Source organism: Agromyces sp. NPDC052230, assembly GCF_040679595.1.
Lineage (GTDB): Bacteria > Actinomycetota > Actinomycetes > Actinomycetales > Microbacteriaceae > Agromyces.
Genome location: NZ_JBFAVC010000002.1, coordinates 361,424 through 373,496 on the forward strand (window position 1 = coordinate 361,424; position 12,073 = coordinate 373,496).

Annotated in this window: 11 protein-coding genes; 5 read left to right on the forward strand and 6 right to left on the reverse strand. The window is 68.5% G+C overall.

Translation table 11 applies throughout. The annotated features are described in order from the left end of the window. Positions 1-2: 2 nt before the first annotated feature. A complete protein-coding gene (locus tag AB0K73_RS06935) occupies positions 3-413 on the forward strand; it encodes a VOC family protein (protein ID WP_360511972.1) in 411 nt (136 codons plus the stop codon). A gap of 2 nt (positions 414-415) precedes the next feature. Continuing rightward, on the forward strand, positions 416-2,764 hold the full coding sequence (locus tag AB0K73_RS06940; RefSeq protein ID WP_360511975.1) for an excinuclease ABC subunit UvrA: 2,349 nt from the start codon (positions 416-418) through the stop codon (positions 2,762-2,764). A gap of 16 nt (positions 2,765-2,780) precedes the next feature. On the opposite strand, the gene AB0K73_RS06945 is transcribed toward AB0K73_RS06940, so the two are convergent. From AB0K73_RS06945 to AB0K73_RS06970, 6 genes are all read right to left on the reverse strand, one after another. Next, positions 2,781-4,346 (reverse strand): FAD-dependent monooxygenase, encoded by a 1,566-nt coding sequence (locus AB0K73_RS06945; RefSeq protein WP_360511977.1) that lies wholly within the window; start codon positions 4,344-4,346, stop codon positions 2,781-2,783. After that, positions 4,343-4,843, reverse strand: coding sequence for a hypothetical protein (locus AB0K73_RS06950; protein WP_360511979.1), 501 nt, complete (start codon positions 4,841-4,843; stop codon positions 4,343-4,345). The genes AB0K73_RS06945 and AB0K73_RS06950 overlap by 4 nt, the downstream gene beginning before the upstream one ends. Before the next feature lie 201 nt (positions 4,844-5,044). Further along, positions 5,045-5,488 carry a hypothetical protein gene (locus AB0K73_RS06955; RefSeq protein WP_360511982.1) on the reverse strand — a complete coding sequence of 148 codons (444 nt, stop codon included), beginning with the start codon at positions 5,486-5,488 and terminating at the stop codon, positions 5,045-5,047. Positions 5,489-5,602: 114 nt separating this feature from the next. Continuing rightward, the gene (locus tag AB0K73_RS06960) at positions 5,603-6,757 is read right to left on the reverse strand and encodes an epoxide hydrolase family protein (RefSeq protein ID WP_360511984.1); all 1,155 of its coding nucleotides are present in this window, start codon (positions 6,755-6,757) and stop codon (positions 5,603-5,605) included. A 70-nt stretch (positions 6,758-6,827) separates the two neighbouring features. Further along, positions 6,828-8,342, reverse strand: coding sequence for a dGTP triphosphohydrolase (dgt, locus tag AB0K73_RS06965; protein WP_360511986.1), 1,515 nt, complete (start codon positions 8,340-8,342; stop codon positions 6,828-6,830). A 148-nt stretch (positions 8,343-8,490) separates the two neighbouring features. Beyond that, complete coding sequence (locus AB0K73_RS06970; protein ID WP_360511989.1) at positions 8,491-9,975, reverse strand: PLP-dependent aminotransferase family protein; 1,485 nt, start codon at positions 9,973-9,975, stop codon at positions 8,491-8,493. Here AB0K73_RS06970 and AB0K73_RS06975 point away from each other — a divergent pair. From AB0K73_RS06975 to AB0K73_RS06985, 3 genes are read left to right on the forward strand one after another with little or no spacing between them, the layout of a single operon-like run. Beyond that, entirely contained in the window at positions 9,974-10,897 is a 924-nt protein-coding gene (locus AB0K73_RS06975; protein WP_360511992.1) for a DMT family transporter, read from the forward strand. The genes AB0K73_RS06970 and AB0K73_RS06975 overlap by 2 nt on opposite strands. A 39-nt stretch (positions 10,898-10,936) precedes the next feature. Beyond that, a complete protein-coding gene (locus AB0K73_RS06980) occupies positions 10,937-11,566 on the forward strand; it encodes a GntR family transcriptional regulator (RefSeq protein ID WP_360511994.1) in 630 nt (209 codons plus the stop codon). Next, positions 11,563-12,057, forward strand: a complete 495-nt coding sequence (locus AB0K73_RS06985; protein ID WP_360511996.1) for an OsmC family protein — start codon at positions 11,563-11,565, stop codon at positions 12,055-12,057. Before AB0K73_RS06980 ends, AB0K73_RS06985 begins: the two co-directional genes overlap by 4 nt. The last annotated feature ends 16 nt before the right edge of the window (positions 12,058-12,073 follow it).

Consider the following 12,073-nt stretch of genomic DNA (forward strand, 5'->3'; position numbering starts at 1 on the left):
ACATGGACCTCACGATTCACCACAGCTTCCTTCCACACACCGACCCCGACGCCTCGATCGCGTTCTACCGCGACCTCCTGGGTTTCGAGGTGCGCAACGACGTCGGCTACCAGGGCATGCGCTGGATCACGGTCGCGCCCGTCGACCAGCCCGACACGTCGATCGTGCTGCATCCGCCGGCGGCCCTGCCCGACCTGACCGAGGACGAGCGCCGCACCATCGTCGAGTTGATGGCGAAGGGCAGCTACTTCGGTGTGAATTTCGCCACCGACGATGTCGACGAGACCTTCGCCGAGCTCGAGGCGGGCGGAGCCGAGGTCGTGCAGGAGCCCACCGACCAGCCGTACGGGGTGCGGGACTGCGCGTTCCGCGACCCCTCGGGCAACATGATTCGAATCCAGGAGCGCGTCTGAGGATGCATGTCGCCGACAGCCACGATCTCATCCGCGTGCGGGGAGCCCGCGAGAACAACCTCAAAGACATCAGCGTCGAGATCCCGAAACGTCGGTTGACGGTGTTCACCGGGGTCTCGGGATCGGGCAAGAGCTCGCTGGTCTTCGACACCATTGCCGCCGAGTCGCAGCGCATGATCAACGAGACCTACAGCGCGTTCGTGCAGGCCTTCATGCCGTCGCTCGCGCGCCCTGACGTCGACGTGCTCGACGGGCTCACGACCGCGATCCTCGTCGACCAGGAGCGCATGGGGGCGAACGTGCGCTCGACGGTCGGCACGGCCACCGACGCGAATGCGCTGCTTCGCATCCTGTTCAGCCGGCTCGGCCAGCCTCACATCGGATCGCCGCAGGCGTTCTCATTCAACGTGCCCTCGGTGCGGGGGAGCGGTGCGATCACGATCGAGCGCGGCGACGAGGAGACCCTCGAACGCACGTTCACGGTGCTCGGCGGTATGTGCCCGCGTTGCGAGGGCATGGGCACGGTCACCGAGATCGAGCTGTCGCAGCTCTTCGACGAGAGCAAGTCGCTTGCCGAGGGGGCGATCACCGTCCCGGGTTACACCGCCGACGGGTGGGCGACCCGTGTGTATTCCGAGTCGGGGTTCTTCGATGCCCGCAAGCCCATCCGCGAGTTCACCGACACCGAGCGGCACGACCTGCTCTACCGTGAGCCGACCAAGGTCAAGGTCAACGGCATCAACCTCACCTACGAAGGGCTCGTTCCCAAGGTGCAGAAGTCGATGCTGTCGAAAGACGTCGACGCGATGCAGCCGCACATCCGCGCCTTCGTCGAGCGTGCGGTGACGTTCGCGGCGTGCCCCGAGTGCGGCGGCACTCGACTGAATGAGGCAGCCCGGGCATCCAGGATCAACGGGATCAACATCGCCGATGCGTGCGCGATGCAGATCAGCGACCTCTCCGATTGGATCGGCGACCTGCACGAGCCATCCGTCGCGCCGCTGCTCACCTCGCTCCGAGAACTGCTCGGCTCGTTCGTCGAGATCGGCCTCGGCTACCTCTCGCTCGACCGCTCGTCGGGCACGCTCTCGGGCGGCGAGGCGCAGCGCACGAAGATGATCCGGCATCTGGGTTCGTCGCTCACCGACGTCACCTACGTGTTCGACGAGCCGACGGTCGGTCTGCACCCGCATGACATCCAGCGGATGAACCGCCTGCTGCAGCAGCTTCGCGACAAGGGCAACACGGTGCTCGTCGTCGAGCACAAGCCCGAGGCGATCGCGATCGCCGACCACGTCGTCGACCTCGGTCCGGGCGCCGGAGCGGCCGGGGGAGAGGTGGTGTTCGAGGGCACCGTCGAGGCCCTGCGGGCGAGCGGCACCCTCACGGGCCGACACCTGGACGACCGGGCTGCGGTGAAGCCCTCGGTCCGAACCGCAACGGCAGCCCTCGAGGTGCGTGGCGCCCACGCGAACAACCTGCAGCACGTCGACGTTGACATCCCGCTCGGGGTGCTGGTGGTCGTCACCGGGGTCGCCGGTTCGGGCAAGAGCTCGCTGATCCAGGGGTCCATGTCGGGCCGCGACGGGGTCGTGACGATCGACCAGGCCGCGATCCGAGGCTCACGCCGTAGCAACCCGGCCACGTACACGGGGCTGCTCGATCCGATCCGCAAGGCGTTCGCGAAGGCAAACGGCGTGAAGCCCGCCCTGTTCAGCGCCAACTCCGAGGGCGCCTGCCCGAACTGCAACGGTGCCGGGGTCATCTACACCGACCTCGGGCCGATGGCGAGCGTCGCCAGCACGTGCGAGGTGTGCGAGGGCAAGCGTTTCGATGCATCCGTGCTGGAATACCGGCTCGGTGGCCGCGACATCAGCGAGGTGCTCGCCATGCCGGTCACCGAGGCCGAGGAGTTCTTCCGCACCGGGGAGGCGCGAACGCCGGCGGCGCACGCGATCCTCGAACGACTCGCCGACGTCGGGCTCGGGTACCTCGCCATCGGCCAGCCGCTCACCACGCTCTCGGGCGGCGAACGGCAGCGGCTCAAGCTCGCCACCCGGATGGGGGAGAAGGGCGGCGTCTACATCCTCGACGAGCCCACCACCGGGCTGCACCTTGCCGATGTCGAACAGCTGCTCCGGTTGCTCGACCGGCTCGTCGACTCCGGCAAGTCGGTCATCGTCATCGAGCACCACCAGGCAGTCATGGCGCACGCCGACTGGATCGTCGACCTCGGGCCCGGCGCGGGCCACGACGGCGGCCGCATCGTGTTCGAAGGCACGCCCGCCGACCTCATCGCAGCCCGCTCAACGCTCACGGGCGAGCACCTCGCGGCCTACGTCGGCGCCTGAGCGAGATGCGCACCGACTAGGTCCTCGCCCCGACGAGGCTCAACCAGTCAGCGAGCCGACGGTCGGCCACTCCGCACCGGAACCCGACGTATCCGTCGGGACGCGCCGCCACTGCGGCCCGACCCGGATGACTCATGAGCCGGTGCACGTTGACGTGCTGTCCTGCCGTCACGGTGGCACCGTGATCGCCCTGCCAATAGGCGTCGCGTTCGAGGAGGACGTGGATGCCGGGTGTCGCCGTCAGGTCGTGGAGCCGAGTCGCGCGACCATCGACGACCACGTCCTGGTCGGGCAGCCGGTCGCCCGGACGGGGCCAGGCAGACGCCCGTGGTGGGGCATCCCGCGAGATGCTGCTGTTTCGGTAGCGCACGTACGGCTGGGAGAGCAGCCGGATGGCGGCGGCGGTGAGACGACGCCGGCGAAGCAGACCCGGAAGCAGCGGGGCGGTTGCCGGAAGCACGAGGTCGCGGATGAGTCGGGCGGCAGGGTTGGGCGACGCCTCGGCGAAGAAGATGAGGCGAGTCAGGGCCAGGACCTCACGAGCGGCGCGACGGCGCTCCTGGTCGTAGGACTCCAGCAGCAGCTCCGATGCACTGCCGCTGGAGACGATCCCGAGCTTCCATCCGAGATTGACGGCGTCGAGGATCCCGTTGTTCATGCCCTGGCCGCCCGCCGGGGAGTGGGCGTGCGCAGCGTCTCCCGCGAGGAACAGCGCCCCGCGCCGGAAGGGCTTCGCCACTCGACGCTGGAGGGGAACCCGTGCAGACCAGCGAACCTCGTCGATGGTCGCCCCAAGGCGAGACCCCTCGATGAGTCGGCGGAGTTCCCCGGGCGGCACGCTCTCGCCGAGCTGCCCGAACGCCGCGTCCGATTCCGGATCGGCGCGACGGGTCGCCAGCATCCGCCACGTCGCGCCCTCGCCGAGCGCGAACAGGAACGCCAGGCCCGGACCGCCGACGGCAACGTGGAGGACGCCAGGGTCCAGGTCACCGCTGACCTCGACATCAGCGAGGAGCGCCTCCACTCGGTACGGCGCGCCGCGCCACGCGGCTCCGGCAACCCGGCGCACGGTGCTGGACTGTCCGTCGCACCCGGCGACGAAGCGACACCTGTGGAGCTCCTCCGTGCCGTCGACCGCGCGAAGGGCGGCGCGCACGAGGTTCTCCTCAGCCGGCACGGACTGGAGACCGAGGAACTCGATACCCCACTCCACGACGACACCGCGCTCACGCAAGGCGTCCCAGAGCACCTCTTCGACGTCGGCTTGCCGTACGAGCGTCAGATGCGGGAAAGCCGTGTCGGGAAGGTCGACGTGGCCGAGTCCCGCCTCGACGACGCGGCGACCGACGTGGACGAGTGCCCGAGGAGCCGTGTCGGCCCGGTCCAGGAGGTCGGCGGTGACGCCGAGCGGACGCAGGCACTCGAGCGCCCGAGCATGAAGCATCATCGCGCGTGTCCGCCGGACGCGCTCGATGCGGCGATCGACGATCCGCACGGAGGCGCCGTGGGCATGAGCCTCGAGTGCGGCGGTCAAACCCGTCGGGCCGGCTCCGACGATGAGGACGTCCGTGTCGGTGCTCATGGCGCGGCGATCAGACGCCACCAGGACGGTTCGGACCCCGCGACGTCGGTCGAGTTCATGAGCGTCGGATCTGCGAGCACCTCGTCGCGATGCAACCCCGGGAGGACCTGATAGCGGATCGAGCCTCGCACTGATCCGAGCTCCAGTACCCTCCAGAGTGCGGAGGCATAGTCCCGGGCGCGCTCTGCGCCGTCCCACTCGTAGAGTCCCCGATAGACACCGGTTTCGTCGTGCGTGCACCACAGCTTGGACACGTACCCAGGGAACCCGATGAACAGCGGGGTGTTCAGGATGCTCTCGAGTTCGAACAGGCGGTGCATCCGACGGCCACGGAGCAGGCGGAGCTGGAAGGCGATGACGAGCACGCATGGCTCTGTGGGCGGGCGACGATCGACCGTCGTCTCGCGGTAGACCCGGGCGGTGTTCCCATCGGCGAAGCGCAACACGCGGCCCACTTCGCCGCGAGGCAGGTGCACCCGCCCGCGCAGGAGCAGCACCAGACTCGCTCCGACGCAGCGTGCGACCGCGCGCCATGCCCGGCCCCGCGGCGCAGGTCCAGAGCCACTCGACATCGTCCCACCTCCCGTGCGTGATCCGTCGTCTCCCAACCGTCCTATCGTCACTCGCGGGCTCGGGTTGCACAGGGCCTTTCGACCCCATGACATCGGATCAGCTCGGTGCGTCGAACCTCCGGGATGTCAGCCGACGGCCGTGCGCACGAGCTCGGTGAGCTTCTGCTCGACCGCCGGCGTCCAGTTGCGAACCGCGAAGGCGACGGGCCACAGGTCGCCATCGTCGAGGTTCGCCTTGTCCTCGAAGCCGATGGTCGCGTAGCGCGTGTTGAACTTCTTCGCCGGCTGGATGAACAGCATCATCTTGCCGTCGGCCTTCGCAAAGCCGGGCATCCCGTAGTAGGTCTTGGGAACGAGGTCGGGCGCGACCTCGGTGACGACGCGGTAGAACCCCTCGGCGAGTGCCTTGTCGTCGGGCTCGAGCTCGGCGATGGCGTCGAGGACCGCCTTCTCGCCCGCGGCCCGGTTCTTACCGGCCTTCTCCTGTTCGCGGAGTTCCTTGGCGCGTTGCTTGACCGCGTCGCGCTCCTCCTTGGTGAGCCCTGCGGATGTGTCGTTCTTGTCGGCCATCGTCGTTCCCCTTTCCGGGATCCTCGTCTTCGACGCCGCGCCCGGCGGGGCGTCGGCTTCAGCGTATTCCGGCGCCCCGCGGCGTGCTTCTTCATTCCTGATCGATCACCGGAGTCACCGGAGTGCACGGAAGAACGTGCGCACGTCCTCGATGAGGAGCTCCGGGACCTCCATCGCCGGGAAGTGCCCGCCGCGATCGAATTCCGACCAGTGGACAACGTGGTGATCGCGTTCTGCGATCGGGCGGATTCCGAAATCGCCGGGGAACACCGCCACGCCGGAGGGCACCTCGGACCGTTCGGTCTGCTGCCCCCAGCTCGACTGGCCCTCCTTGTAGAGGCGTGCAGACGACGTGGCCGTTCCGGTCAGCCAGTAGACGCTGACGTTCGTCAGGAGCTGATCGAGATCGACGGCGTCCTCGGGGAGCTCGGCGGAGGGATCCGTCCACTCCTTGAACTTCTCGACGATCCAGGCGAGCTGCCCGGCGGGGGAGTCGGCGAGTCCGAATCCCACGGTCTGCGGGCGCGTCGACTGAAGGATCGCGTACCCCGTGCCATCCTGCATCTGCGCCTGCAGGGCACCGAGCCGTGCGAGTTCGGCGTCGTTCAGTTCGGCGAGTTCCGACGGGTCTCCGGTCGGGAACCCGAGGCCGCCGTTGACGTGGACTCCCACAACGTGTTCCGCGTCGATGCGGCCGAGGGTCGGCGAGATCACCGAACCGGTATCGCCGCCCTGCGCACCGTACCGTGTGTAGCCGAGCCGTCCCATCAGCTCGGCCCAGGCCCGGGCGATCCGCGCCATGTCCCATCCTGCTTCCCGGGTGGGACCGGAGAACGCGAAGCCGGGCATCGACGGAGCGATGACGTGGAACGCGTCGGCGGGGTCGCCGCCGTGTGCCCGGGGATCGGTGAGCGGACCGATGATGTCCATGAACTCGACGATCGAACCCGGCCAGCCGTGCGTGATGATCAGCGGCAGCGCGTCGGGCTCGGGGGAGCGGACATGCAGGAAGTGGATGTTCTGCCCGTCGATCGTCGTCGTGAACTGCGGGAACTCGTTGAGCTTCGCTTCGTGTGCGCGCCAGTCGTACGAGGTGCGCCAGTACTCGGCCAAATGCTGGAGGTAGCTCACGGGTACCCCGTAGGTCCACCCGACGGCGGGGAGTTCGTCGGGCCACCGAGTGCCGGCAAGCCGTCGGTTCAGGTCGTCGAGGTCGGCCTGCGGGATGTCGATTCGGAAGGGCTGGATCTCTGTACCGGTGGTTTCCATGTCTCCGACGCTACGGATCATTGCGGACAGTTCCTGTCCGCATACGCAGGACACCTGCGCCGGGACCCCGTCAGAGGTTCTGCCCGATGTCCCACAGGCGGTCGGGTCGCCCATCGATCGCCTCCGAGACCGCGAGCGCCTGGTCGTCGGAAAGTGACGCGACGTAGTCGATCACGCCACGCCCCACACCGAGACTGAGCACGTCGGACGCCTCGGGGATCGGGATGCCCTCGGGTCGGGCCGCCCGCAGTCGCGCGTAGCCGTCGGCCGCGATGTCGACGAGCTCCCGAAGCCGTTGGGGCACACGATGCCGGTCGTAGTCGTCGGTGATCCAGGCAGCGAGGCCCTTGACGGCCCGCGTCAGCACCCGACTGAGCCCGCGCTGGTACATCACGATGTCGGCCCGGTCGAGGATGAAGTGCCGGTGCACGAACTTCAGGATCTCCACCTCGTGCCACGCACGCCGATCGAGCGTCACGAGCCCCGAGCGCACCACGTCGGCGGGGGCCGGCACAACCGAGGTCTGCAGATGTCCGATCCACCGGTTGGTGAACGACGAGAGCGCGCGCTCCGAGGCGATCGACCCGTCGAACGGGGTGGCGAGCAGACCGTCGACGAGGTCGTCGGCCACGACGTCGACCGCCTCGGCGAATGCGTCGTCGTCGGCGACCCACGGGTCATCGCGCCGGAACTTGCGGCGGAGCAGCTCGAGTGCCGATCCCGGTGGCGCCGCACGTTCCGACAGCGCAGACTCGTCGAGCCGGCGAAGCTCAACGGCCCCCGAGATCCAGCCCCGGAACTCGCGTGCGACCGCTCCGTGGCTGAGCAGCCCCGCCCAATAGAAGTCGTCGACGTCGTGGATCGAGTACGCGATGTCGTCAGCGATGTCCATGATCGAGCACTCGAGCGACTGCTCCATCGGAGCCAAGCCACGCCGGGCGGCGACCAGGTCGTCGGCGTCGACGTCGTACGCCGAGAACTTCACGACCTCGACGCCGCCGTCGACGCTCCGGAGACCGCGGGGGAGACCGTTCCCGAGATCGGATGCGTCGACGAACCGCGTCCACGGATATTTCGCCACCGCAGTTCGCACGGCAGCCGTGAGATTCAGCCCCCGTGGCGCGGCCTCGCTCACGTCGAGCGTGGTGATGATGCGGTATGTCTGCGCGTTGCCCTCGAAGCCGTCGGAGATTCCGAAGGTCTCGCGCGCCAAGCGGTCGAGCACACGTTCGCCCAGGTGCCCGAACGGCGGGTGACCGAGGTCGTGGGCGCTCGCGGCGGCCTGCACGACGACCGCGTCGCAGCCGTGCTCGCGCACGAGGTCGCTCGCCGGTGACGAGGCATCCGTCAACCCGACCGCGATGGCTCGGGCGACGGCGGTGACCTTGATCGTGTGCGTGAGCCGGTTGTGGATGAGTGGGCCGGCGCCCGGTTGTGCGATCACCTGCGTGACCGCCGAGAGGCGCGAGAAGTACGGCGAGAAGCGGATGCGCTCGAGGTCGAGGCGGAACTGCGAATGCTCGCCCGTGACCTCGACGCTGCTGCGCGGCTCGGCGACCATGCGGGTGGCGCGTTCGCGGTTCATCCGATGCCTCCTTCGGACTGCGAGGCCGACGGATGCCGCCCTCGCTCGATTCCCAATCTACGGCGGGGGTCAGGATCGGATGACGGGATCATCCGTCCTTGACCCCCGATGTCGTCAGTTGGAAGCCTCGCGAACGAGCTCGGTGACGCTATGCGGGCGCGTCGTCGCGAGCTTCTCGATGTCTGATCGATCCGGATGTCGCTCTCGTGCGGCCTTCTCCATGCTCGGCCACGCCCCGAATGGCTTCCGCGATCACGCGGGCGGCCTCCGGGAATCGTTCGGGATCGGGCCCCGAATAGTTGAGCCGCACGTGCGGCCCAGAGGGCTCAGCGGGGAACCATTCGGCGCCAGGGGAGACGATGACTCCACGGGACTCGCAGTGGACTGCGAACCGATCCGCATCGATGTCGCCGGGAAGGCGCACCCAGAGATTCAGGCCGCCGAGCGGCATCCGTTCGATGTGCGCGTTGGGCGCATGCTCCCGCAGGCTGTCGACCAGCAGGTCGCGTCGTGCACGCAGCTGATGCCGGAGTCCGCGGAGGTGTGCGCGCCATCCGGGTTGCGTGACGACATCGAGCGCGGCCGCCTGGAGCAGGCCGCTCACGTACATGCCCTCTGCGGCGCGCTCAGCGAGGATTCGGTCGCGCGCGGGCCCGCGCGCGATGAGGGCCGCCACACGCAGTGACGGAGAGACGCTCTTGGTCAAGGACCGGAGATAGATCACGTGCCCGTCATCGTCATGGGCAGCTATGGGATGCGGGTCGGTGTCGATCGCCAGGTCATGCGCCCAGTCATCCTCGATGAGAAAGGCGCCGTGTCCCCGAACGACCTCGAGGATGCCCAGTCCGCGATCGGTGGACCATTGCGCGCCAGTGGGGTTGGCGTACGTCGGCTGAGCGTAGAACGCACGCGCGCCGCTCTGCATGAAGGCACGGGCGAGATCGTCAGGTTGCGGCCCGTCCGGTCCGGACGGGATCGGCACGAGCGTGACGCCCGCCTGCGCGGCCGCGAGGATCGCACCCCAGTAGGTCGGAGACTCGATGAGCAGTGGCCGCCCGGGGCCGACGATGGCGCGGAAGATCGAGCTGAGCCCACTCTGGCTGCCGGGAAGAATCAGCACATCACGACCGGTCGGCGCCGCCACGCCGTCGGGTGTGGCAGCTGAGAGTTCGGTCGCGAACCACGCCTGCAGCTCGGGGAGACCGGTGGCGGGGGAGCGGGTCATCGCCGCTTCGGTGCGCGTGGCGCGGGCGATCGCCGCGCGCACCAGCCGCTCGGGCAACAGCTCTCGAGCCGGGTACCCGGAGTGGAGCGCAATGGCGTCGGGCGCGACCGTTCGCTGCGTCGACGACAACGCGGAGACGCGCGAGGGCAACGATCCGAGCGCCGCCGTCTGCCACCCGTAGTCGACCAGTCGCGTCATGCGTACTGTGCGGACGAAGGTACCCACTCCTGGCCGACTCTCGATCAGGCCGAGCGACGCGAGCCTGCGCATTGCCTTCTGCACGGTGACCGGGCTCGCCCCGTACTCCGCCACCAGCGCGCGGTTCGACGGCACCTGCGCGCCGGGCGGAGCGCTCGCGATCCATTCGCGCACTGCGGCGACAATCCGACCGGTGCTATCATTGTTCATGTCAGGCCAGAGTAGCGCTATCCGATCCAGAGTTCTAGTGCTATCAAGCCACGCCGGCGTGTGGTGGGGGCTCCTGGGTGTCACCGCGTTCTCGTTCACCCTGCCGTTCACCCGCGTCGCAGTCGGCGGGCTGTCGCCAGTGTTCATCGGTTCCGCGAGAGCCGTTATCGCCGCTGTTCTCGCGACAGTCGTGTTGATGCTGGCTCGACAGCGCTGGCCGAGCTCGCGCCAGTGGGCTCGCCTTGCGATCGTGGCGGGCGGTGTCGTGGTGGGCTTCCCACTCCTGAGTTCGTTCGCGCTGACGACGGCCCCTGCCAGTCACGGCGCCGTCGTGGTCGGACTGCTGCCCGCCGCGACGGCGGTGATGGTGGTGATCCGTACACGGGAACGGCCGCCCGGCTCGTTCTGGGTGTTTGCAGCGCTCGGAGCGATCAGCGGCGTCGTGTTCGCGTCGCTGCAAGGCGGGGGACTGGGGCAGGTGCACCAGTCGGATCTGCTGCTGTTCGGAGCCGTCGTCGCCGCAGCGATAGGGTACGCAGAAGGCGGCCTGCTGGCCCGCGAGCTCGGCTCATGGCAGACCGTCTCGTGGGCGCTCGTGCTCGCAGCACCATTGATGATCGCCTTCGCGGCGGTCTCGGTGCTCGCGGAGCCACCCGAGGCCACACCGGCCGAATGGTCGGCATTCGCATATCTGGCGGTCGTGAGCATGTTCCTCGGCTTCTTCGCGTGGTACCGCGGCCTCGCGATCGGGCCGATGGCCCAAGTCAGTCAGGTCCAGCTTGTGCAGCCCGTGATGAGCATTCTGTGGGCAGCCGTCATCCTGGGGGAGTACCTCACGTGGCCGACGGTGCTCGGCGGCGTCGCCGTCATCGTCTGCGCAGGCTTGGCCGTGCGCACCCGGCTCAGCCTGCGTGGGCGTTGATTGCATGCACTAAGCGATAGTGCATGCAATACTGATCGAATGACGGTCTATGCGCGACTTCGGGAACTCGTCGTCACGGGCGACCTCGACGGCCAGGCGAAGGTGAGCGAGTCGTCCCTTGCCGACCGGCTCGCAGTCAGCCGAACCCCGGTACGGGAGGCGCTACAACGGCTCGAGGGCGACGGCCTCGTGATCGCCCAGGGCCGCGGGGTGCGCGTCCGGCGCAGGCTGGGGGAGGAGCTCGCCTGGGTCTACGAGGCGCGCGCGGCGCTCGACGCCTTCGCCGCGGCGGCACTCGCCGAACGGCAGCTCGCCGGCCACCTCGAACCTGCCGCACTCGCCGAACTCGACCGCTTCGCGGGCGAGGCGGATGCCGCGAGCCGCGCGGGCCACCTCGCTGAGGCCACGATGCTCAACCGGCGTTTCCATGAACGCATCGCCGAACTCGCGGGCAATCCCGTCATCGTCGAGTCACTCGTGCGGCACTGGGACCAGATCCAGATCTCGACTCGAACCCGCCTCGTCGAGCCCGATCGCACTCGCGCCGTACACGAAGAACACCTCGAGTTGCTGGGGGCCATCCGCCATGGCGACCCTGCCCGTGCCGCCACCTCGGCCCGCGATCACGCGTTGACGACCCGCGACCTGGCCACGAAGGAGAATGCATGAACCGCGAGCACCACTACAAGCTAGAGCTGGTTTGGACCGGCAATGATGGGGAAGGCACCCGAACGTACCGCGGCTACCGGCGCGATCACGTCGTGGGGGCCCCAGGGCTCCCCGACCTGCCCGGGTCGTCCGACCCGGCCTTCCGGGGCGATCCGAGCCGGTGGACCCCGGAGCAGCTCCTCGTCGCCTCGCTCAGCCAGTGCCACATGCTGTGGTACCTGCATCTCGCGGCAACGAACGGCATCGTCGTCGTCGGTTATGAGGACGCTCCGACCGGCACGATGGTCGAGCACGTCGATGGCGATGGAGTCTTCCGCGAGGTCGTGCTTCACCCCACGGTGACCATCGCCGAAGGCGACCCCGAACTCGCCCAAGCGCTGCACGGCCGCGTGAATGACGTCTGCTTCATCGCGCGCTCCGTGAACTTCCCGGTGCATCACGAACCTGTCCTGCTCCGAACGGAGGATGTGTCGGGCCGCTCCGCCGGATGACCCCAGCCGAAGGCAG

Excerpts from the sequence above, each read along its gene's own strand:
- AB0K73_RS06935 (WP_360511972.1), top strand. The coding sequence starts at position 3 with ATGGACCTCACGATTCACCACAGCTTCCTTCCACACACCGACCCCGAC.
- AB0K73_RS06940 (WP_360511975.1), top strand. The coding sequence starts at position 416 with ATGCATGTCGCCGACAGCCACGATCTCATCCGCGTGCGGGGAGCCCGC.
- AB0K73_RS06945 (WP_360511977.1), bottom strand. The coding sequence starts at position 4,346 with ATGAGCACCGACACGGACGTCCTCATCGTCGGAGCCGGCCCGACGGGT.
- AB0K73_RS06955 (WP_360511982.1), bottom strand. The coding sequence starts at position 5,488 with ATGGCCGACAAGAACGACACATCCGCAGGGCTCACCAAGGAGGAGCGC.
- AB0K73_RS06960 (WP_360511984.1), bottom strand. The coding sequence starts at position 6,757 with ATGGAAACCACCGGTACAGAGATCCAGCCCTTCCGAATCGACATCCCG.
- dgt (WP_360511986.1), bottom strand. The coding sequence starts at position 8,342 with ATGAACCGCGAACGCGCCACCCGCATGGTCGCCGAGCCGCGCAGCAGC.
- AB0K73_RS06975 (WP_360511992.1), top strand. The coding sequence starts at position 9,974 with ATGTCAGGCCAGAGTAGCGCTATCCGATCCAGAGTTCTAGTGCTATCA.
- AB0K73_RS06970 (WP_360511989.1), bottom strand. The coding sequence starts at position 9,975 with ATGAACAATGATAGCACCGGTCGGATTGTCGCCGCAGTGCGCGAATGG.
- AB0K73_RS06980 (WP_360511994.1), top strand. The coding sequence starts at position 10,937 with ATGACGGTCTATGCGCGACTTCGGGAACTCGTCGTCACGGGCGACCTC.
- AB0K73_RS06985 (WP_360511996.1), top strand. The coding sequence starts at position 11,563 with ATGAACCGCGAGCACCACTACAAGCTAGAGCTGGTTTGGACCGGCAAT.